Origin of the sequence: Pseudomonas sp. UYEF17, from assembly GCF_040546125.1 — a bacterium.
GTDB lineage: Bacteria > Pseudomonadota > Gammaproteobacteria > Pseudomonadales > Pseudomonadaceae > Aquipseudomonas > Aquipseudomonas putida_Z.
The window spans coordinates 475056-496946 of record NZ_JBEPNE010000003.1; the positions used below are offsets into that span (position 1 = coordinate 475056).

Annotated in this window: 16 protein-coding genes and 1 pseudogene; 4 read left to right on the forward strand and 13 right to left on the reverse strand. The window is 58.6% G+C overall.

Annotated elements, in window-relative coordinates; translation table 11 throughout:
• Positions 1-135: 135 nt before the first annotated feature.
• Positions 136-972, forward strand: coding sequence for an AbiJ-NTD4 domain-containing protein (locus tag ABIB24_RS07560; RefSeq protein WP_354316262.1), 837 nt, complete (start codon positions 136-138; stop codon positions 970-972).
• 80 nt (positions 973-1052) lie between these two features.
• Entirely contained in the window at positions 1053-2150 is a 1098-nt protein-coding gene (locus tag ABIB24_RS07565; protein ID WP_354316263.1) for a DUF4062 domain-containing protein, read from the forward strand.
• A 100-nt stretch (positions 2151-2250) separates the two neighbouring features.
• Here the strand turns inward: ABIB24_RS07565 and ABIB24_RS07570 are convergent, their stop codons facing one another.
• The gene (locus ABIB24_RS07570) at positions 2251-2454 is read right to left on the reverse strand and encodes a hypothetical protein (RefSeq protein ID WP_354316264.1); all 204 of its coding nucleotides are present in this window, start codon (positions 2452-2454) and stop codon (positions 2251-2253) included.
• A 328-nt stretch (positions 2455-2782) separates the two neighbouring features.
• Positions 2783-3355 carry a recombinase family protein gene (locus ABIB24_RS07575; RefSeq protein WP_354316265.1) on the reverse strand — a complete coding sequence of 191 codons (573 nt, stop codon included), beginning with the start codon at positions 3353-3355 and terminating at the stop codon, positions 2783-2785.
• Between the two features lie 218 nt (positions 3356-3573).
• Between ABIB24_RS07575 and ABIB24_RS07580 the strand changes: the two genes are divergently transcribed.
• Positions 3574-3996, forward strand: a complete 423-nt coding sequence (locus ABIB24_RS07580) for a hypothetical protein (protein ID WP_132842615.1) — start codon at positions 3574-3576, stop codon at positions 3994-3996.
• Between the two features lie 520 nt (positions 3997-4516).
• Here the strand turns inward: ABIB24_RS07580 and ABIB24_RS07585 are convergent.
• The 5 genes from ABIB24_RS07585 to ABIB24_RS07605 form a co-directional block, all read right to left on the reverse strand.
• The gene (locus ABIB24_RS07585; protein WP_354316266.1) at positions 4517-5191 is read right to left on the reverse strand and encodes a hypothetical protein; all 675 of its coding nucleotides are present in this window, start codon (positions 5189-5191) and stop codon (positions 4517-4519) included.
• A 600-nt stretch (positions 5192-5791) separates the two neighbouring features.
• Entirely contained in the window at positions 5792-6268 is a 477-nt protein-coding gene (locus ABIB24_RS07590) for a hypothetical protein (protein ID WP_354316267.1), read from the reverse strand.
• Positions 6269-6271: 3 nt separating this feature from the next.
• Positions 6272-6493 carry a hypothetical protein gene (locus ABIB24_RS07595; protein WP_354316268.1) on the reverse strand — a complete coding sequence of 74 codons (222 nt, stop codon included), beginning with the start codon at positions 6491-6493 and terminating at the stop codon, positions 6272-6274.
• Between the two features lie 293 nt (positions 6494-6786).
• A complete protein-coding gene (locus ABIB24_RS07600) occupies positions 6787-7197 on the reverse strand; it encodes a hypothetical protein (protein WP_354316269.1) in 411 nt (136 codons plus the stop codon).
• Positions 7198-7835: 638 nt separating this feature from the next.
• Positions 7836-8885 carry a tyrosine-type recombinase/integrase gene (locus tag ABIB24_RS07605; RefSeq protein WP_354316274.1) on the reverse strand — a complete coding sequence of 350 codons (1050 nt, stop codon included), beginning with the start codon at positions 8883-8885 and terminating at the stop codon, positions 7836-7838.
• 343 nt (positions 8886-9228) lie between these two features.
• Here ABIB24_RS07605 and ABIB24_RS07610 point away from each other — a divergent pair.
• Positions 9229-9366: pseudogene (locus tag ABIB24_RS07610) on the forward strand (LysR family transcriptional regulator); the annotation flags it as partial.
• Positions 9367-9646: 280 nt separating this feature from the next.
• On the opposite strand, the gene yfiB reads toward ABIB24_RS07610, so the two are convergent.
• The 6 genes from yfiB to recC all read right to left on the reverse strand — a co-directional run bounded on the left by yfiB (position 9647) and on the right by recC (position 21432).
• Entirely contained in the window at positions 9647-10138 is a 492-nt protein-coding gene (yfiB, locus tag ABIB24_RS07615; RefSeq protein WP_075046399.1) for an outer membrane lipoprotein YfiB, read from the reverse strand.
• Positions 10139-10142: 4 nt separating this feature from the next.
• The gene (gene dgcN, locus ABIB24_RS07620; RefSeq protein WP_354316271.1) at positions 10143-11414 is read right to left on the reverse strand and encodes a diguanylate cyclase DgcN/YfiN; all 1272 of its coding nucleotides are present in this window, start codon (positions 11412-11414) and stop codon (positions 10143-10145) included.
• The gene (yfiR, locus tag ABIB24_RS07625; protein ID WP_025340668.1) at positions 11411-11977 is read right to left on the reverse strand and encodes a regulatory sequestration protein YfiR; all 567 of its coding nucleotides are present in this window, start codon (positions 11975-11977) and stop codon (positions 11411-11413) included. Before yfiR ends, dgcN begins: the two co-directional genes overlap by 4 nt.
• A 226-nt stretch (positions 11978-12203) precedes the next feature.
• Positions 12204-14279, reverse strand: a complete 2076-nt coding sequence (recD, locus tag ABIB24_RS07630; protein WP_025340669.1) for an exodeoxyribonuclease V subunit alpha — start codon at positions 14277-14279, stop codon at positions 12204-12206.
• The gene (gene recB, locus ABIB24_RS07635; RefSeq protein WP_025340670.1) at positions 14276-17953 is read right to left on the reverse strand and encodes an exodeoxyribonuclease V subunit beta; all 3678 of its coding nucleotides are present in this window, start codon (positions 17951-17953) and stop codon (positions 14276-14278) included. The genes recD and recB overlap by 4 nt, the downstream gene beginning before the upstream one ends.
• A complete protein-coding gene (recC, locus tag ABIB24_RS07640; RefSeq protein ID WP_137162432.1) occupies positions 17950-21432 on the reverse strand; it encodes an exodeoxyribonuclease V subunit gamma in 3483 nt (1160 codons plus the stop codon). The genes recB and recC overlap by 4 nt, the downstream gene beginning before the upstream one ends.
• Between the last annotated feature and the right edge of the window lie 459 nt (positions 21433-21891).

A 21891-nucleotide genomic window follows, 5' to 3' on the forward strand; every position in this document is an offset into this window, starting at 1 on the left:
CACCATCACCCTAGAGTTGCCGTATGCATGGATGATCAACCTAGTGGCCATTGGCAATCAGCCACCGTGTACACTACGAGCATGGATCAAGCCGCCGTTGGCTACGACAGGCAGAGATGAGGTGCGATGGTGACAATGGATTTTTCACAGCGTATGGGGTTGGCTCCAGCGATCAAAGTAGCTCAAGTTGACAGCATTGATCGCGACCTTAAGAATTCCTTGTGGAACGTTGTTATTTCACTAAGATTTGGGAGATTCAGGCATCCTGCTGGTCATGACAAGGTAGCAGGATCAAATCTAAGCTGGTTTGCCACGCAAATATACTCAGAATTCTACAAAGCCCCTCTTGATACCATCCCTTACAGGTGGACAGAATTTAAAAAAGTATTACGCGAAAGTTTCTTTAAACTAGACTGGCATCGCCTATATAGCTTCGTGGAATTCATTGTAACGTCCGCCCCGGAAGAGGAAAGAAAGCGTCTTACAACTTCATTCAATGAAGTATTGGAGCGCGAGAACTCTGCGTACCGCTTTGTGTCCGAGAGGTTAACACCCATCACCTCCAGTGATGAAATATCAGAAATTGAATCAGCTCTCCTCAGCCCGGATCGTTACTCCGGCGTAAGAACCCATATCCAAACAGCTTTAAACTTGCTAACAGATAGGGAAAATCCTGACTATCGAAACTCGATCAAGGAAAGCATTAGCGCTGTAGAGTCTTTCGCTAAGAAAGTAGTAGGGAATGATAAGGCCACACTGGGTCAAGCACTTAAAATACTAGAGGAGAATCACAATCTCCACGCAAGTTTGAAGTCAGCATTCATGACGCTCTACGGGTATACGAGTGATGCCGGGGGTATTAGGCACGCTATTTTAGATAATACTGTAACCCCAACCAAAGCGGATGCCCGATTCATGCTCATCTGCTGCTCTGCTTTCATAAACTTCGCCATTGATAGTATTGAGGACTGAATAGGGGGGCGCATCCCTCCCACTCCGCCGGCACTCTGCCATTAAAATCATCTAGCGTCATATACATGGAATAGTGAAGCATGAGTATAGAGCGTCGTCATCAAGTCTTTGTAAGCTCAACGTATGAAGACCTTCGCGAAGAGAGGCATGAGGTAATACAAGCACTGCTTGAACTGGACTGCATACCAGCGGGAATGGAGCTATTTCCCGCAACAGATGAAGATCAATGGAGTCTAATAAAGCGGGTGATTGATGAGTGTGATTATTACATCATCATTGTCGGCGGCCGCTATGGATCAATCGGCCCGCATGGCATCAGCTATACGGAGCAGGAATACCGGTATGCATTGGAAACTGGCAAGCCAATTATTGCATTCCTTCACAAGACGCCAGCAAATATTACTGCGGCAAAAACTGAAACCAATCCAGATTCCAAAGTCTTGCTAGAAAAGTTCCGTACTTTAGCTCAGAAGAAAATGTGCAAGTATTGGGAGACTTCAGCAGAGCTTGGCTCGGTAGTAAGCCGTAGCTTGGTCAGGCTGATAAAGACTCATCCGATGCCAGGTTGGGTTCGTGCGGACAAGGCAGCTGCTTCTCTTTCTGCTGAAGAGGTGCTCCGCTTGCGCAAGATAATAGATGACCTGAAGGAGCAGCTTAATAAGTCACTATCGGAGGTTCCAGACGGGGTGAGCGAATTGGCTCAGGGGGATGAGGAATTCCCTGTAACCTTTGATTTTGACGCCTCGGATGGGGATGGAGAAGTCTGGACTTTCACTCGCACCATTAGGATTCCATGGAGCTTCATCTTTGAAGACATAGGTGCGCTTATGCTTGACGGTATAAGTGACCATGAGTATCACGAGGGACTTAATAAGACTATAGAATCCGACTACCTCGATAGCAGCCAAATGAAAAGTGATGAGGAATTGAAAGGTCATGAAGGTTTCAGGAACTTCATTATCTATTGGCGGAATGAGCAAACAATAAAACTTCAGTTCAAAGCTCTCGGCTACACTGAGTATCATAGTGACATATCGAAATGGAAGCTGACTCAGCATGGGAGTAGTGTGTTACTCAAGCAGCGAGCCATACCGAAGGGCTACTTCGAAAGTGGTGACGAGGCGGATGCAGCCTCGGAGGTTTCCGCTTGCAATGAGGTTGAAGGGGCTACCAGCTAACAAAGGTTGACGCCTGACTCATTCATTGTTCACCCTGACTTCATTGAGCATGACCTTTCTCAATTGAGTGGAAGGTCAACGTATGGAGCTGCCTGAACATTCATTCCCGTAACTGCTCAATCGCTGAGCCTATGGCCCCGGCGTTGATATCGAGCGTCTGTAGGGCAACCATCACGTTGTCATGAACGTTGGTTGACCCTCGCTGGCGAATCCATGTACTGACTTCCTCAATGGCTGCACGTATGGCTATCTGGTTGAGATGAAGAAGTTCAAGTGCTTCTGCTGTGGTAGTGGCTTTGTCCATGGATAGTGCTCAGTGAGAAGGCTCACACTAGCGTACTCCATTTGCCACAAACTCACCCCCTGAAAACAGGTTCAGGATTCACACCGTCTAGGGATGAAGAGTTAATGGAAATCCCTGTGGGTTAGTGACCGTGCTTAACACCCTGCTCGTTCAGAAGCACCCCGGATGCGGCAAAAACAGCAAATCCGATAGGCGAATGACCGAGTGGCGGCGACACAAACAAGAACGCCCCGCCACAGCACCGTACAGGTGCCATAGCGAGGCGATTGTGTGAATGTCTACACAACCCCACGGTGTGAGCCTATGCGACTCTGTATGGGGCTAACTTTTATGCGGTCTTGTTCCAGTGCCGTTTGACGGTAGCGAGACTAATATTCAGGTGTTCAGCCACTTGCGATTGGCTCATACCCTCAGACCGGGCTGTCTGTACATCCTTGGTTGTTCCTGTCGCCTCGGGGCGCCCCAGCTTCTTACCTTCGGACTTCGCACGGTTGATACCTGCATGGGTGCGCTCGATCAACAGGTCACGTTCAAACTCTGCCACTGCACTCAGCACTTGCATGGTCATCTTACCTGCTGCGCTAGTGAGGTCTACGCCACCTAAAGCAAGACAGTGCACCTTGATACCTGTGGAGTCCAGCTTCTCAACAGTGGTGCGAACATCCATTGCATTACGACCAAGACGGTCAAGCTTGGTGACGATCAACACATCACCTCTTTCCATACGCTCCAGAAGCTTTTGGAAGCCAGGGCGGTCGGTTGCCTGAGTGGACCCGCTGATTGTCTCAGCGATCACGCGGTGTGGCTCCACTTGGAAGCCTGCGCCTCTCACCTCAAGCACTTGGTTGTCAGTGGTTTGATCAGTTGTGGAGACACGGGCGTAAACGAAGGTGCGTGACATTGTTGGCTTCCTGCTATGCGCATAAAATATGGTGTCATCTTATCAGTGGTGTCACCAATTTGAAAGCACATTTTATGACACCAATATTCGGCTATTCCGTCTGGTATCGTAAAACGAGCGATTGTTGACACCAAGAGCGCATGAGTAGGGCAGAAGCGCTTGGAGCGTCCGTAGGGGAGTGATAGCTTTGTGCCTTCACGATAACAAGGACGAAACTAATGCGACCACTGATTACCGCCGCAGCTATCGCAATGTTGAGTGGCTGTGCTGCACCACCAACGGTTGGGGAGGCTGTACCTGCTCCAGGCAATCGCTTGCTGACACTGCAAACCGAGGATCACGGCAAGGACGCAGCTGTGACTGTGGTACGTGAAAGTGCGATACAAGCCGGTCACTGCTTCTTTGGCGTCTTCATCGACGGAAAGCTGGTGGCAAGGCTGGATAACAACGAGAAAGCAACCTTCCATGTAAAGCCCGGTAGAAGACTCGTTGGTGTTGGCTCCGACCCGCAAGGGGTGGGTCCTTGCTCAGGAAACAGCCAATACAAAAGAGAGGTGGCTACATGGATTGAGGTTGGTGAACGCCAAACTTTCCGCATTGCATTCCAACCAATGCTGGACATTCGCCCATCGTCTTACTGACGAATTCCTTGCACGCGCATGGGGTGGAAGTTCACGCCGTTCGACGGTGAGGATGATGACACGGTGTTTGTGGGTTCGTTCCTCTCTCCCTCACCTTCGAATGATCTAGGGTTATTTATTCAGCGTTGACGCTGAAGAATGTCTATCGAGGATCAATCCTCAAGAGCGTCAACCTGCGGTTTCCTTGGCGATCACTGATTGACAATCAGAGCATCATTACTCTCATACATCCAGTGATCGCAGGTGAGCCGAAGGCGAATGCTCTTCAGGAGGGGGACAATCAGTCCACCAAGGCTTTTGACCTGCTTTCGTACTCAGTACGGAGTATTAGTTTCCTTGGCTTGAGCCAAGAATAGCAATCTCTAGTTTTGGATGGTTTACCCATCCTCTCTCTTTCAATTTCTCAAAGTACCATTTCAGGGTTTCACCCTGAAGCCTACACATACCATCTGGACGATCTCCAGATAAGACAACAGCACGGCCACCAATCTGTCGACAGGTTCCCTATCTATATCCGACGTCAAATCTGACTCGCTAACTGTGCCTTTCTGGCTTTGATCTCTTCCCATTCGGCAAAGAATTGACGATCAATCTCAGCAGACTCACGGTCGAATTCGCTTACGGATTGTGACAGCGTGACGAGCTTTACCTTGAGTGCTGGGTTTCGATCCAAGTACATCCCGATCCCGTCAAGTGCAATCAATGCGACCTTGACCAGTCGTTGAGCTTGACGCTCACCGACAGGATTAATCGCGTGATTCCAGATCAGCGACTGAACCCCTTCCACTGAAATTTCATCCAGTTTGCAAATTCTTCGAACATCACTAGGACTGATATCAAGCCGACCTTGATCCTCAATCATGGATACATAACAAGCACCCATAACGTAGTCATCAAACCACTCAGGGTAAGGTTGACGTAAAAGCTTTTGAAAGCCATTGCCATTTTCACCTGTATCACAGATGACTTCAATATGTTGGTTGCTAACTCTTAGCAGAGGAGCGATTGCATTGTGCTCGCAACGGGCAGTGTTACCACGCTTGCGCCTAGGTCGTGAGCACTCAGCCTTACGTAGTTTACGCGCCCCATTGGTAAAGCGATCCTTGCACAGTTGCCCACAATACTTTGCTGTGCTTCGTTGAGCGGTAAACCCGTCACCGCATACAGCACAAACCTTTACGTTCTTTGCAGTCATTATTCATCTATCCTTCTTTAATTTCAGTTCAATTCATAGGCATTCCTCTCGGTGGTGCCATGTGTGGTGGTGTAACTTCTCAAATCGCAGGCACGACAAAACCCCCTACGATGCACAATTCGTCTTACGAACGTGGTCGTGTGGAGATGGGTGCGTTGCACCGTGGCGTACTGGATTGAGGTTGCGGATTATACACGAAAGCGGACGAAAATGCAAGCTATTCTTATTTAGATAAAATCTATTTTTATCTACCACACATCAAGCCTCTGTAAGCTCGCTAGCTTCGATTTGAGCAACGATGACCTCTACCAGCTACCCTTACTGTCCAAGCAGAGAAAACGCTCAGAATCAAGCCGTTGGCGCCTTCCTGCCGTACTACCAATATTATCTCTCAACAAATAAGAATAAACGTCGCATCTGTTTAAAATGACGATATTTCAGTGCGAACGTTGAATGTGCTAAGCAACCCACAGAACAATCCTCAACGTTTATCGACTCGTTGCCACTTTTCTTGAGGCACAAAAAAGCTCCACACTGCGGTTAGACAATGTGGAGCGTCCTGTTAATTTCATTGTTACTGACCCTAGGTCGAGTTGGTGGTTATTCAGGAATGACCAAAGGTTTGTAGCAAGATTGAACCTCTTTTTCGATGGATGCCAGTTGCTTCGCTTTAGCGGCTTCTGCTGCCTTACGCTCTTTCTCTTCAGCAGCCTGAATGAGTTGCTGCCTGAGTAGGTCTTGATACCGCGTATGTTCAGCTTGCAGGTGGGCAATGTACTTTGCTTTCTGCTCTGCCCGAATATTGGCAATGTCTTCTTCCTGCATCCCCAACGGTTTGACCATGTACGTCGAATGGTGCAACTCGCCGTGATTCAGACGTTTGCTTGGTGCGATTGTGTAACCCTGATTCGCTTTGTCAATCACAGCTTGAAGGAACTCGTGTCCGAGACTTGCACTGACCAGTTCCATGGATTGTTCTGTACCGCGATACACCCTAACCCAATCGGCTACCCTACGTTCATACTCAGATTCATCCCACTGCGGAGGAACCCCAGTTATCTTAACTTTCTCTGTCATTTTTCATTTCCTTTGTTTGTTGTTAATGTGTGCAATTGCTTTGTTAATAAGCTCAACCCTGTAATGCTCTAGGTCAAACGTCGAAGCATCTGCAAGTACTGGCGTATGTTTAGTTAACACTGGCTCATTGGTAACAGCATTTGCATCTTGCCGCTTTACTTGTCGTTGTTTACGATTGGCAAGTGCAGCTCGCTGAAGTCCTTTAGTAAATACATCAACGTTCATCGTGCTGCACCCCCTACTAGGTATTCAGACAATAGTTCTAGGATATCCGAGCACCGTTGATGTTCACTCCTGTTGCCAGTGCAGACTGCTGCCGCTCTCATCGACTTGTAATATTTCATATGCTGGTAAATCTCTTTATTAGTCATTGTTGGTTCCTTCTAAAATATGTCAGTGACATGCCAGTTTTCGCACATTGACACCGCGTGAATCAAGGGCTGTAGAGGCTTAAAACTGGCAACCAATACATCTGTGCAGGTAACCACTTTTAAGCCTCCGAAAGCCTTATTCTATCGTTACGGATTGTACTTGCTCAGGTAGGCGCGAGCGGCGACAGCGCCTGTACATAACGCAGCATCAATGTCATGGATATCAGCGTCTGGATTCTTTCCAATCCATGTTCTAACTTCTGCCTCACGGTCTATCGAACGTGAGTTGTGTACTTCTCTAATGCGAATATTGATTGGTGCAACTAATCCAACCTTACCATTGCACACCTGATCTTTGAAGTATGGTGATTTCGTCATCAGTTCCCCAACGTCAGGACAACGGCTAGGGTTCAATTCGCACCACTTGTAATAGGCATCAAGTGCTTTGTCGCTTGCCATGACAAACTTGATGTGCTTCGTATCAGATGGTGTGTAGGACGATGCGATTACACCAACGACAAGGTTAGAGGGTCGATTAATCTTGAAGTAGTTGCTCATGCGGTCATCACCAGACCAGTCAGGTATTGATCAATACCTTGCTTTGCGATGAACGCATTAATGGCTATGTCAGTGTAGATATCGTTGGGTACTCGGAATTTGACCAGAACTGTTTTTGTCTTATTGCTACGGAACAGCTTTCCACGGCAAGAGCTTGAACAGGTCGTAGAGTCGCGACGACGATTAATAAGGGACTTATTACAGATGCAGCAGACACGGTGATTCTTCATTTTACCTCCTATAGGCAATGATGGTTTATTGAGTTGTTTAAGTGATAATGTGAACAGATATTCTTTGAAGCAAAAGAATGCTCCCACCCATTTGTTTTAGTGGATGAGAGCAAATTCAGAAGAATAAGTACTACTGAAGATCGAGGGTCATCAGTAACTGCGACCGGTTACAACCATGAAGGAATCGCATGATTACAATTCAGTCACAAACCACGTTGAGGTAACGTGGCGAGGAATCGCGTTGGTACGAGAAGACAGGTGGACGACCCCAATTGGTCTAACACCCGAAAGTGTTGGCTGTGTCCTCTACCAATGCCACCATTATACGCGAATAATTCTCATTTGTCAATACCTGTTACATATGTTCTTGCACTTTCCACCAACTTTTTTACCAAGAGATATTCCAGATCAGCTTGGACACAACACCACCTTCAACATCTTCTCAATGACTTCCACAGGAACCCCAGCCCCATAGGTATCAAAGGTGATCGTTCCTGAAGCATGACCCATTACAGCCTGAGCGTGAGTGACAGGAACCCCCTTCGCTTGCATCAATGAAGCCAGAGAATGCCGCAATGAGTGAAATACTAAGCCGCGTTCATACGTATCTCCCAAAGCGGCAGGGATAGCGTGCTGGTTGACCCACTCACCCGACGGCCTGTAACCAATCTGGGCTAGCGATTTGCTCCCACTGCGGCGGATAACATCGACGTACCTTAGGAACGCTGCTAAGTCGAAACCATAGGCACCGTCAGTAAGCGGCACCAGTCGCTCGCTCTGCTTGTTCTTGATTGACTTCCCCTCACCTGCCTCGTTGATGTGAATTGCAACAAGGCCAGACTCCGTTGTCACAACGTCGCCCGTGGTCAACTGGCATATCTCCTTCAGCCGCCCGCCAGTGATAATTCCCAGGCAGAGTAACCATCGTTTCCATGACGCTTCTGGAAGGCCGTTCGCATAGTCCATTAGCTTGCGCACCTGCGGTTGGGAGAACGCCTTACGGGTCGATGCAACCCCCTTTGTCAGCTTCAGCTTCTTGTCGTAGGTCTTGCTCAGATGACCGTTCTCGACGGCCCAAGTAAAGACTGCCGAAAGCTTCACGATCAGCTTGTTCACAGTCGAAGGCATCCGACCTTCTGACAAACGCTCTCGGAAATCCACGAGGTCTGCCCTCGTGTGGTGTCTCAAATCCAACCCGTTCAAATGCTCAGAGATGACCTTGTGACAAAGAGTCGTCTCCTTCAAGGTCGTCGGTTTCTGGTCCCCAGCCCGATCAGCCATGTAAAGCTGGGAGAGCACATCGAAGGGCATAGGGGTTGCCGCTGGCTCTGTTGCCGTACTCATCACCTCACCATGCGGTGCGAATACCGGCATCGAGTCAATAGCCACGTTCCGGTACAAGTCTCCCCAGTGACGGAGTGGATGGCCGTCGTCAGCAGACACCAGCGTACTGCTCACCAATTGCAACAGATGCTCCCGCAACTCGTTCCATGAAGCGTCAGGACGATCCAAGTGGAACGATTGAAGCGATGCCGTGAGACGTCCAGATGCTTGCATTGCCCATCTGCGATCAGTTGTCTTCAGAGAGACAGACACCGACCTGTTCACGCTGCCGGTCACGCGAAGGCGTAGGTAGTAGATTCCGTGTCGTCGGTAGTGGTACGGACTCGCCAACCGGCACGTTGGCCTCAAGACAAGCGTGCGGTTTGTGACAGCACTTGTGACAGGGTGCTCCTCTTGGACCGTGTTCATGGTGGTTAAGCCCTTGTAATCATTGGGTTAACCCTTTCCCTCTTTGTCGTTCTGGATGTATTGCCGGGAGGATTTGCGCAAGTTGAAGCGGATTACCCTGCTCTGGGATTACATTCGCGGGGTGACGGAGGCGAATGCGCCGCTGTTGATGGGTGAGACCCGAGAGATGCGGTTTGCTCAGGAATAAGGGGGCTGCGTTGCAGCCCATCGCCGGCAAGCCAGCTCCCACGGGTGCAGCGTTGATCTCGAGGTTGTCGCTGTACCTGTAGGAGCGGCCTTGTGTCGCGAAAGGGCTGCAGAGCAGCCCCGGCAATTTGTGCATCTGCGCTGAAACCCCAGGGGTAACACAGATAATGTGGGAGCGGGTTTACCCGCGAAGCAGACAACTCGGTGCATGGCACCGGCTTCGCCGGTGTTCGCGGGTGAACCCGCTCCCACAGGGATATCTGATAGCCCGTAGGCTGTGGTCAGTAGGAAGCCACCACGATGGACACACGGCGGTTCTCGGTACGCCCGGCGCTGGTGCGGTTGTTCGCCACCGGCTGGCTGCTGCCCAGCCCGCGGGACTGGATGTTCTGCGCCGGCATGCCTACCCCGACCAGCGCCCTGGCCACGCTCTGCGCGCGGCGCTCGGACAGCTGCTGGTTATACGCCGCCTTGCCGGATGAGTCGGCATGCCCATCCACCCGCACGCCCTGGATGCCAACGCCGAGCAGCGCCTTGCCAATGCGTTCGACAATCGCCTGGCTCTGGCTGTTGAGGCTATCCAGGTCGCTGCCGAACAGCACCTTGCCGGACAAATCGTAGGCCCAGCCTTCGTCGGTCGGGGTAAAGCCTTCACGCTTGAGCACGGCAATCTGCTCGGCGGTCAGGCCTTTGGGCGGAGCGCTCTGGCAGCCGGTCAGCGCCAGCACGGCGAGCAACAAGGCCCAAAGGGGGAAACGCAAAGCCTGTATCACGGGTTCAACTCCTGTTCTTGATTTCGCTGGCGGACCGTTCCGTCTGCGCCACTTGCCAATGACCACGGCGTTTGCGCTTGGCCTGGTACATCGCCGCATCGGCGGCATTCAGAAGACTGGCGGGGTCAGCACCGTCATCCGGGTAATAGGCAATACCGACACTCAACGAGGTGGCGATACTGCGGCCACTGTCCAGCTGTACCGGCAACTTCATGCTGGCAACGATCTTCTCGGCAATGTGCTCGGCGTCCTGGCGCGAATGCAAAGGCGTCAGCAGCACGGCGAACTCATCGCCTCCCAGGCGCGCCACCAGGTCGTGCTCGCGCAGTTGGGCACGCACGCGGTCGGCCACGCTGATCAGCACTTCGTCGCCCACCGCATGGCCGAGGGTGTCGTTGATCTGCTTGAAGTGGTCGCTGTCGAGAAACAGCAGCGCCAGGTGATCTTGCTGCCGTTCTGCATTGCGCACGCTGCGGCTCAAGCGCCCCTCGAAGAAGGCGCGGTTGGGCAGGCCGGTCAGGCTGTCGTGGCTGGCCTGGTGCGCCAGGGTCTGGTTTTCGCTCTGCAGGTGGCTGTGCCATACCTCCAGCTCATCCAGCAGGGCGTTGAAGTCATTGCCCAGTTCGTTGAGCTCGGCAATCGGCGCTTCCGGCACGCGCCGGTCGAAACTGCGCTCGCGGCGGGCGGCGTGGGCAACACTGGCCAGGCCACGCAGCGGGCGGACGATATCGCTGAGCAGACGCCGCGACAGGTATTGGGCAGCCAGGGCGCTGAGCACCGTGCAGAACAGGATGCCGGCCAGCCCGCTGAACAGGAACAACAACAGGCTTCGCCCCTGGCCAACCAGCTCGATGCGCCCGACCTGCTGTTGCTGGTGCGTGATCGGCAGGTTGATCGGCTCATCCAGCAAGGCGGTGGCCACCTGCGCCTTCAGCCGCGCGAGCACGCCGGTATCGCTGCGCTGCCAATGCGCCAGCTGCTCGCCTTCGTTGTTGAAGACCCTGGCTTCGGCCACTTCCTCGGCACTGGCAATCAGCGCCAGCGATTCATTGGCCGCAGCGCTGTCGTCAAACACCACCGCCGCTTCCACGGTGTAGCTGATCGAGCGGGCGATCAGGTGCAGGTTGTCGTTGGCGTAGACACGCAGGGCGAGCACGCCCAGCAGGGTCAGGGATATGCCGGCCAGGCCCACGGCGAGCAAGGCGACGCTGAGATGGCCACGGCCCAGCACCGAGCGCAGGGTCGGGCGCACGCCGCGCTTGCGGGTTGGCTTCATGGTTGCACCGCCCGGCGCCGCGACAATTGCAGCACGCTGGGGTGAATGCGCACGCCGGAGCGTGCCACCGAGTCCAGGTTGACTTCAAAGGCTACCTGCTGGTCGCTGACCCGCAAGCAGAACAGGCTGCCGACCGTGCACGGGTCGTCCGCCTCGCTGATGCTCAGCACCGGGTGGCCACTGACGCGCTCGAACAGCCGGTCGCGCTGGCCCTGGTCGAGTTTGCCGATGTAGATGGCGTCGCAGGCCTGGGCGACCTGGCTATCGTCTGCCAGTAGCCGCCGCACTTGCAGCGGTCGGCCGGACTCCTGCACATGGCCTTTGATCAGGTCATCGGCGTATTCGGTCGGGCCGACCAGGCACAGGCGCAAGGGCGAGGGTTCGACGGGCCAGCGGGCGTAGCTGAAGATGCCCAGCACCACCTGGGTGACGGCCTTGGCACGTTGCTGCGCCTGGGCGGCAGTTATGGCGGGGTCTGCCCGGGCCGGGCCTGCGGAAAGGAACAGGGCGGCCAGCAATAGCGAAAGCGCACAGCTCGTCACTCGCCTTGCGGCCACTTTCATGTGGGAAATCTCTTAAGGTCCTTTCCAATATCGGCGCAACGATAGCACATGGCCGCATGCCTGTATGAAAGGCGCGGAGGCATTTACGTTCCCTGTAGGAGCGGCCTTGTGTCGCGAAAGGGCTGCATAGCAGCCCCTCGATATCTGCTGCGCTGCTGAGATCCGGGGGCCGCTTTGCGGCCCTTTCGCGACACAAGGCCGCTCCTACAGAGGACTGCGTCCGGTGTCAGACTTGCTCCAGCATCAACCCGGAAATTCGCCGTACCTTGCGCGCCACCGCCTCTTCGAAAATACCCTGGCGGGGCTCGACCAGGCTGAAGCAGTGCTTGGCGCGGGTGATGCCGGTGTATACCAGCTCCTTGGTCAGCACCGGGTTGAGCGCATCCGGTAGCACCAGCGCGGTGTGGCTGAACTCCGAGCCCTGGGACTTGTGCACGGTCATGGCGAATACCGTTTCCACTTCGTTCAGCCGGCTGGGCAGGACGAAGCGCACACCGCCGCTGCCGTCGTTACGCGGGAAGGCCACGCGCAACAGGGGTTCGCCGCGCTCGTCCGGCAGGCGCAGGGCAATGCCGATGTCACCGTTCATCAGGCCCAGGCCGTAATCGTTGCGGGTTACCAGCACCGGGCGCCCTTCGTACCAAGGCTGCTGGCTGTCGATCAGCCCGGCATTGTGCAGTACCCGCGCCACCCGCTCGTTGAGGCCTTCGACACCCCAGGCGCCGCGGCGTACCGCGCACAGCAACTGGAAGTCCTCGAAGCTGTGCAGCACCTTGCCCGCCCATTGCTCCCACGCGGGGTCGTCAACGGCGGTATCGAGTGCCGGGCGGAAGCGGCCAAGGGTGCGCAGGTAGCTGCGATAACCCTGCGGGCCGTCGCTGCCGCGGTTCAGGCCGTCGAGCAACAGGCGGTCGAAGGCGCGGTCCTGTTCGTGCTTCAGGGCCAGGCTGTACACATCGGGCGGCGGCGCGGCCAGCAGGTTGCGCGCCGCATGGGCGTCCTGGCGGTTGACCAGCCGGGCCAGCTGGCCAATGCCGCTACCTTCGCCGAAACGCCGCGAGAAGCGCAGCATCACCACCTGCTGGGCCAACGGGTTGCGTTGCTCATCGCCGGCCTTGAGGCCGCTGCCCGCCAGCGACTCGCCGCCGGTCTGCTCCAGCCATGCCTCGGTCGCCGGCGAGTAACAGCCCTCCTCGGCATCTCGGCATAGGTCACCCAGTACCGCACCGGCTTCGACCGAGGCCAGCTGGTCCTTGTCGCCCAGCAGTACCAGACGTGCCCGTGGCGGCAGGGCATCGAGCAGGTTGGCCATCATCTCAAGGTCGATCATCGACGCTTCGTCGACCACCAGCACGTCCAACGGCAGCGGGTTGCCGGCATGGTGACGGAAGTGCCGCGAACCGGGGCGGCTGCCGAGCAGGCGGTGCACGGTGCTGACCTCGGTGGGGATCTGCCCGCGCACCTCGGCGCTGACCTGCAGGCGCTCGACCTGTTGGCCAATGGATTCGGTCAGGCGCGCGGCCGCCTTGCCGGTCGGCGCGGCCAGGCGAATGCGCAATGGCCTGCCCTGCTCTACCGCCGGCGCCTGCAGCAAGGCCAGCAGGCGCACCACGGTAGTCGTCTTACCCGTGCCGGGGCCGCCGGTGATGATGCTGAAGCCTGCGCGGGTGGCCAGGGCGCAGGCGAGCTTCTGCCAGTCCACCTGGCCTGCCGGCGCGCCACCGTCGAACAGTTGCGCCAGACGGCCAGGCAGGTCGGCCGGAGGCGCTTCGGCCTGGGTCAGGCGCTGGCGAAGAGTATGGTCGATGCGCCGCTCGTAACTCCAGTAACGGCGCAAGTACAAACGCTCGCCGCTGAGGACCAGAGGCCGCGCTTGCTGGCCCGGGGTATCCCCGGCGGCCACCAGCGGGCTGGCGGTAATGCGCTGGCGCCAGGCGTGCAGGTCGAGGTTGGCCAGCAACTGCGAGGGCAGCAGCAAGGGGCCGGTCAAGGCGTCGCCTTCAGGCGGCAAGGACAGGGCGAAATCGGGCTCGGCCAGTGTTTGCTGCAGGTCGAGGCAGACATGGCCGTGGCCCAGTTGGTGGCTGGCCAGGGCGGCGGCCAGCAACAGCAGGGGGTCGCTACCGGGGGCTCGTTCCTCAAGGAACGATACGAACGCACGGTCCAGGGCACGCAGCCAGCCCCGCTCTACCCAGCGGTCGAGCAGTTGCAGCAGGTCACCGCTGTCATGCTGCGGCGCCAGTGCGAGCAGGTGCTCGGCGTGCAGCGGAGTGGGCAACAGGTCGACGAGGCTTCGGCTCATATCACGGCTCCGGCAAACAGGTCCTGCTGTACGGGCGGATGCTCACCACGGAACAGCGCATCGAGGCTTTCGATCAGCTCACGCGGTGGCTTGGCGTGGTAAACGCCGTGGCCGCTGCTGCTGGCACCTCGCAGGAAGATGAACAGGGCGCCACCGACATGGCGGTCGTAGTCGTAGTCAGGCAGGCGGGCGCGCAACTGGCGATGCAGGGCCAGCAGGTACAGCACGTACTGCAGGTCGTAGCGATGCTCGAGGATGGCCTTTTCCATGGCAAGGGCATCGTAGGCCTGGATATCCGGGCCCAGCCAGTTGGATTTGTAGTCGGTCACGTAGTAACGCCCGTCCAGCTCGAAGGCCAGGTCGATGAAACCTTTGAACATGCCATTGAGCACGGTCGGCTGCGCCGCCGGGCGTGCCAGGCCGGGGTGGGTGTGGCGTGCCACCAGGCGGTCGAGTTGTTCGGCATCGACCTGGTGGCTGGCGAACCAGAACTCCATTTCGATCTGGTAGTGGCGCAGCTGCCCGAGCGTCACACCGAGGTCGTTGCCCGGCAACGGCAGCGCTTCGCCCAGCAGGCGCTGCAGCCAGTGCGTCAGGGTGGGGATCCAGCCGGTCCAGTCACGACGGTTGCAGCGCTGGCCAACGGTTCGCTCGATCAGCCGTGCATTGCCGCTGACCTGGCTGAAGCCCTCGCGGCCAACCCATTCCAGCAAGCCATGCAGGAAGGTGCCCGGGTTGGGCCCGCGCGGGAAGCGGTGAATATCGCCACTGTCGGCCGGGACCTCGCGCAGCACCTGGGTATCGACCACTTCATCATCCAGTAACTGCTGGGCCTGCGAACTGTCGGCACCGAGGGTCTGGTCGCCGACGCGCAGGGCACTGTACGAGGCAATCCACCAATGCTCGGCGCCCGCTGCGCGGCGCGGTTTGCGGGCAGGTAGCAGCTCATGCTCTGCGTGCGGCATGCGATACACCTGCTCATCTGCCGGCGGCAGGCTCGGGCAAGAGATGTGCGGGCAGGTCTTGGCCAAGGCCTGCAACCAGTCCGTCAGCTGCTGCGAGCCCGGCAGGGCGAGGCCGCCACCCAGCAGGTAGCCGAACGCCGAGCGGTGCAGTTGCGAGCTCTTCTGGTTGCCCCGCTTGAGGTCGGCGACACCCAGCCAGCAGGCATGCTGGGCGCGGGTCAGGGCCACATAGAGCAGGCGCAGGTCTTCGGCCAGGCGCTCGTCGTCGGCGCGCTCGATCTGTTCCTGGTCTGGTGTGAGGGTGAGATGGGCGTTGCCCTGGCTATCATGCCAGGCCAGCGGCAGGCGGCTGCCGTCCACTGGTTTGCTGGTGCAGATGAACGGCAGGTAGACCAAGGGGTATTCCAGGCCCTTGGATTTGTGGATGGTCACCACTTTCACCAACTGCTCGTCACTCTCCAGGCGCAGGATCTGCTCTTCACCAGCCTGGCCGGAACTGGCCAGGTGCTCGGCCAGGTGGCGGATCAGCGCCTGTTCGCCGTCCAGTTCGCCGGCAGCCTGTTGCAACAGCTCGGCCAGGTGCAGCAGGTTGGTCAGCACCCGCTCGCCATCGCTGCGGCGGATCAGCGTGCGCGGCAGCTGGAAGTCATGCAGCAGGTGCCGCAGCATCGGCAACACGCCCTGGCGCTGCCAGGTGTCGCGGTAACGGCGAAAACGCATGACCCAGTCTTCCCAGACCCGCTCGTCCTGGTTCAGGCGGTCCAGCGCAGCCAGCGACAGATCGAGGGTAAGGCTGGCCAGAGCGGCCTTGAGCAGGCGCTCCGAGTCGGGTTCGGCGCAGGCCTTTAGCCAGGCCAACAGGTCGTGGGCTTCCTGGGCGGCGAATACCGAGTCCTTGTCGGACAGGTACACACTACGCACCTCGCGCGCGGCAAGCTCGGCGCGGACCATCTGCGCTTCATGGCCATCGCGCACCAGGATGGCGATGTCCGATGGGAGGCACGGGCGCAGTTCGCCCTCGGCATTCTGGAAACCAGCCGTGCCTTGCTGGCCGCCATTGAGCAAGGCGACGATATGGCTGGCGCAACTGGCGGCCAGCTGCTGCCGGTAAACGCTGCCGGAGACCGGCTCTTCGCTTTCCAGATGCCAGCATTGAAGGGCTGCGCAGGCTTCACCGTCGATCAACAGCTGCTCGCCACGGCCTTTGGCGCGGACCTCGATGAACGGCAGCGGGTTGTCATCGGCCTCGCGGAACAGGAATGCGCCACGCCCTGCCTCACGCGCCTCGGCCTGCAGGAACACCTGGTTGACCGCCGCGACCATAGCCTTGCTGGAGCGGTAGTTGGTGTCCAGGCTGTGCAGGCGACCACTCGTGGCACGGCGGGCGGCGAGGTAGGTGTAGATGTCGGCGCCACGGAAGGCATAGATCGCCTGCTTGGGGTCGCCGATCATGAACAGGCCGGTTTCGGCGCGGTTTTCGCTGATCTGGTAGATGCGCTCGAAGATGCCGTACTGCACCGGGTCGGTGTCCTGGAACTCGTCGATCAACGCCACCGGGAACTGTTCGCGGATCAGGCTGGCCAAGCGCTCGCCGGCCTCGCTGGCAAGGGCGTGCTGCAGGCGCAGGAGCATGTCGTCGAAGCCCATTTCCGCACGCCGACGCTTCTCCACTTCGAAGCGTGCCGATACCCAGTTGGCGGCATGCTCGAGCAATGGGGCATCCGGGCTGTCCAGGGCTTGGAGCTGTTGCTGCAAGCTCTGCATGGCATTGAGGGCCGGGTGCTCGGGTGGCTCGCCCTTCCAGGCTTCGGCCATGCCCGCCGGGGTCAGGCGGGTAAAGCCGGTGCCCAGGTCGAGCTCCACCAGTTGTTCGGCTGCGGCCCAGGCGCAGAGCTTATCGAACCAGGGCTCGAAGTAACGGGCCTGCATCTTGCGGCCATCGACTTGTTTGGCGGCCAGTGCATCACGGCAGATCTGGCGCAACTCCTCGGCCCATTGCGCCCAAGGCGCCTTTAGCCGGGCCAACTGCTCGCCACGCTGCTGCAGCGATGCCTGGATCAGTGCCGCCGGCTCGGGCCCGTCGTGCTGGGCGCGCACGCGACCGAACAGTGGGCGGATCCGCGGCAGCAAGGCGTCGGGGCTGCCCCAGTGGCCACGCACCCAGGCCAGCGCGTCGCCTTGCATGCCGTAGCAGAAGCGCCGCCAGTAGTCGCGCATGACCTGGCCCAGCAGTTCGCTGTGGTCGGTTTCCAGGGTCTGGGTAAACAGGCTGCCGCTGTCGAAGGCATGTTCGCGCAGCATGCGCTGGCACCAGCCGTGGATGGTCGATACCGCTGCCTCGTCCATCCACTGCACGGCGATTTCCAGGCGCCCGGCACAGCGTGGCCAGGTTTCTTCCGGGTAGTCGTCACGCAGCTGGTGCAGCAGCGGGTCGGCCGCATCCAGCTCGCCACGGAAGAACCGCGCAGCTTCGGCCAGGCGGGCGCGGATACGTTCGCGCAGCTCTTTGGTGGCGGCGTCGGTGAAGGTCACCACGAGTATCTGCGGTGGTAGCAGCTCGCGGTCGAAGCCCTGCTCGCCACCGTGACCGAGGATCAGGCGCAGGTACAGCGCCGAAATGGTGAAGGTCTTGCCCGTGCCGGCGCTGGCCTCGATCAGCTGGCTACCGTGCAGGGGGAAACTCAGTGCCAGGGGACGGTCCTGGGTCATGCGCCTTTCTCCGGGTTGCCCAGGGTCTGCCACGGGGCGTTGAACAATGGGCGGTACAAGGCTTCGCACCAGCCTTCGAAGGTTTCATCAGCGGTGAGCGCGGCAAAGTCGCGGAACTGCCGGGCCAGGGCGATGCTTTCACTGCGCTCGCCGAAGCTGGTGCGCTCGTCGCCTTCGTAGGCGCGGGCAGCAGCAGCCAGGGCTTTGTCGCTATCGTCCTGGGCCAGCCAGGCGAACGCGGTCTTGGCAGCGACCGGCAACGGCGCATTCATCGCCGCCTGACGGGCTACCAGCAGGTCGCCCAGCAATTGCGCCGCCTGCGCTTGCGGCAGTGGCGCAAGCAGCAGGGTCAGGTCGCTGGCTACCAGCGCGCTGTTATAGGGGTAGCCCGCCGCGCAGGCCGCCAGGTGCGTGACCCAGGGCGCGATCAGGCGGTGCCACTTGAGGGCGTTACGCCCGGCACTGATGGTGTTGGGTACGGTGGTGATGCTGAGCAGGCTCTGGTCATCCGCCTGGAACAGCCGCCCCAGCCAGCCTTCGAGACGATGCTGGCCGTGCTCGAAATGCACTGGCAATGCCCCCTCGACCAGCTGCGGCCAGCGTTGCAATAGCTGGCGGTGGCGTTGCAGCAGGTCTGGCAGGGGCTCGATCAGCTCGCGCTGCAGCAGTTCGCCGAAGCCGGCCAGTGGCAGCACGCCACAGGCCTGCAAGCGCCGGGCCTGGGCCTGCAGGGCCTGTTCGGCATTGTCCGGCTCGGCCAGTGCTGCACCCAGCAGGCTTTCACTGGCGCCGTACCGTTGCAGGGTATCGAGGACGAAGGGTTCCTCGTCCGGGGTCGGTGCTTCCAGCGCTTCGAAGTAGACTTTCAGACGCTGGCTGAAGAAGTGCCGCACCGGGTGGCGCAGGAAGTCATTCAGCTGGGTCAGGCTCAAGGCCTCATCGTCATGGTATGGCGGCAGGCCGGGGTCGCACTGCTGGTCCTCCTGGCCCTGCTGGTGCAACACCTGCCATTCGTGGGCAAAGCTGAACAGCGGGCTGCCCTTCTGGAAGTAGCGTGGGCTGAACGGTTGCAGCGGGTGCTCCTGGGTCAGTGCGTGCAGCAGTTGCTCGCCCGGTTCTGCTGGCTGCCCCTGCTCCGCGCCTGCCAGCTGCCAGCCGGCTGCAAGGTGATCGCGCAACTGGCCGATCAGTACCGAGGCCGGGCGTTCGCTGTTGTCGCGGATGCTCCGCCCGACCCAGCTGACATACAGTTGGTCGCGGGCCGACAACAATGCTTCGAGCAGCAGGTAGCGGTCATCCTCACGGCGCGAGCGGTCACCGGGGCGGTAGTCGCTGGCCATCAGGTCGAAGTCCAGCGGCTGCTGAGCGCGGGGGTAATCGCCATCGTTCATGCCCAGCAGGCAGACCACCCGGAACGGGATGGCGCGCATCGGCATGAGGGTACAGAAGTTCACCGAGCCGGCGAGGAAGCGCTGGGACAACTTGCCCTGGTCGAGGCCCGACAGCCAGGCTTCGCGCACTACGGTCAGCGGCAATGGGTCTTGCAGGCCGACGGCCTCGCACACTTCAAGCCAGCTATCACGCAGATCCTGCAACTGCATCAGCAGGAACTCGTCGTGCTCGCCCTCGGCCAGGAAAAACACTTGCAGCAAGGCATGCAGACGCTCGCCCCACTGGCTGACAGTGGCAGGCTCGGACAGGGCCTGGCCGGCCACTTCGAGGGCGTCCAGCAAGGCGACCAGCGGGCCGATCAGTGCCGCATCCAGGCCACCGATTTCATCGTAGGGTTCGATGCCGTCACAGGCCTCACCCACGCCTACGGCATAACCCAGCAGCATGCGCCGCAGGCCGAACCGCCAGCTGTTCTGTTCCAGCCCGGCGGGCAAGCCCAGGCTGGCCCGCTGCTCGGCATTGAGGCCCCAGCGGATGCCAGCCCCCTCGATCCAGCGGTGCAGCGTGGGCAGGTCGTTTTCGCGTATGCCGAAACGGGCGCGGACTGCCGGCACATCCAGCAGGTCGAGCACTTCGCTGACCGCGAAGCGGCTGTCCGGTAGCTTGAGCAGGTGTTCGAGGGCAATCAGCAAGGGTTCGCGGCCACGCTGGCCCTGGTCGGTCAGGGTGAACGGGATGTAGCGCGGATCGTTGCGCTGCAACTGGCCGAAAACGGCGCGAATATGCGGCGCGTAGGTATCGATGGCCGGCAGCATGACGATTACGTCACGTGGGCGCAGGGTTGGGTCGGCGCTGAACCGGGCCAGTAACTGATCGTGGAGGATCTCCACTTCACGTTGCGGGCTGTGGGCGATGTGGAAGCGGATCGAGCGGTCCTTCGCCGGGTCGACTGGATGCCACTGCTCGCGGGTTTCTGCGAGCGGACGCAGTTCGAGGATGTCGTCCTGCAACTGGTTGAGCAGCGTGGTGGGCGAGCCGTCACTGAACAGGTCGATGCGACCGTCGCTGAACACGCCCTGGTAACTGCCGGGGTCATCGTAGCTGTCGAGCAGGTTGATGTAGTCGCGGCCTTGTTTGCCCCAGGCGGCCAGCAAAGGGTGGGCATGCTGGTGCAGCGACTGGTCGTCCAGTTGCAAGGGCATGCCCTGCTTGCGTTGCTGGCGCTTGTACTGGTGGCGCAGCAGGTCCTTGTCGGCAACGATATCGGCCCAGTGGTGGCGGCAGGGGTTGTGCACGCACAGCAGCACCTGGCTGAAGCGTGCCAGGCCGGCCAGTGCCTCGAGGGCCTGGGCTGGCAGCGAGGAGATACCGAATACGATCACCCGGGCCGGCAGACCGGCAGGTGCCTGCTCCAGGCTGTTGATACGTTCGATGAAGCGTTGATGTACGCCGGCACGGCTCTGCGCCATGCCCTGCTCGCCAACATCCTCCAGCAATGCACGCCACAACTCGGCCTGCCAGCGGTTGCCCGGGGGCAGCGCCTTGCGCTCACCGCGAGCGGTGTTGAGGATGTGCTCGCCAGCGGCCCAGTCCTTGAGCCAGTCGGCGCGGTAAACCTGATACTGGTCGAACAGGTCGGCCAGGCGCTCGGCGAGCTGATAGCGCTTGCGCAGGTCGCTGTCGTCGGTGAGGAAGCGTCGCAACGGCTCGAAATGCGGGCGTTCGATCAAGGCCGGGAGCAGACGCATCAGACGCCAGGTCAGCGGTGCCTTGTCGAGCAGGGAGACTTCGGGAATTTCGTCACGGCCCAGCACGCTGCGGTACAGCTGCCACATGAAGCTGCCTGGCAGTTGCACGTCGATGGCGGCGGCGATACCGCAACCACCCTGGTCATCGTCCTGAGGGTCTTCGGCAAGGGCAAGTTTGAGCCATTGGGCGATGCCATTGCTTTGCACCAGGGCGATTTCGTTTTCCAGAGGTGCCAAGGGGTAGCGACGCATCCAGCTCACCACCAGGCTGCGCAGGTCGTCGAGGCGGTTGCCGTGAACGATCATGAAGCCGGGTTGGAGGTGAGTGGTATTGGGCATCGGGAGGTCTCTGGCTGGCGCTGGGGATGAGGGAAACGATATCACGTAGGTACCATACGGAGAGTATGGCGTAGTGCCATTAACCGTCTGAATTGTGGGAGGCAACATAACAGCGGGCCTGCGCGACCTTTGTAGGAGCGGCCTTGTGTCGCGATCGGGCGCGCAGCGGCCGCAATCCAGGCGCCGCGGTTTACCTGTGAGACCCGGGATACAGGCTTTACGGCCGCTGCGCGCCCGATCGCGACACAAGGCCGCTCCTACAGGGATCGCACAAGGCCGGGGGATTCGCACAAGGTAGGGTCGGGGGATTTGAGTGAGGCCTGAATTTTATAGGGCCAGAAAGACAAAACCCCTACCTGCATGCGCAGATAGGGGTTTTGCGAAATGAATCTTGACGATGACCTACTCTCACATGGGGAAACCCCACACTACCATCGGCGATGCATCGTTTCACTGCTG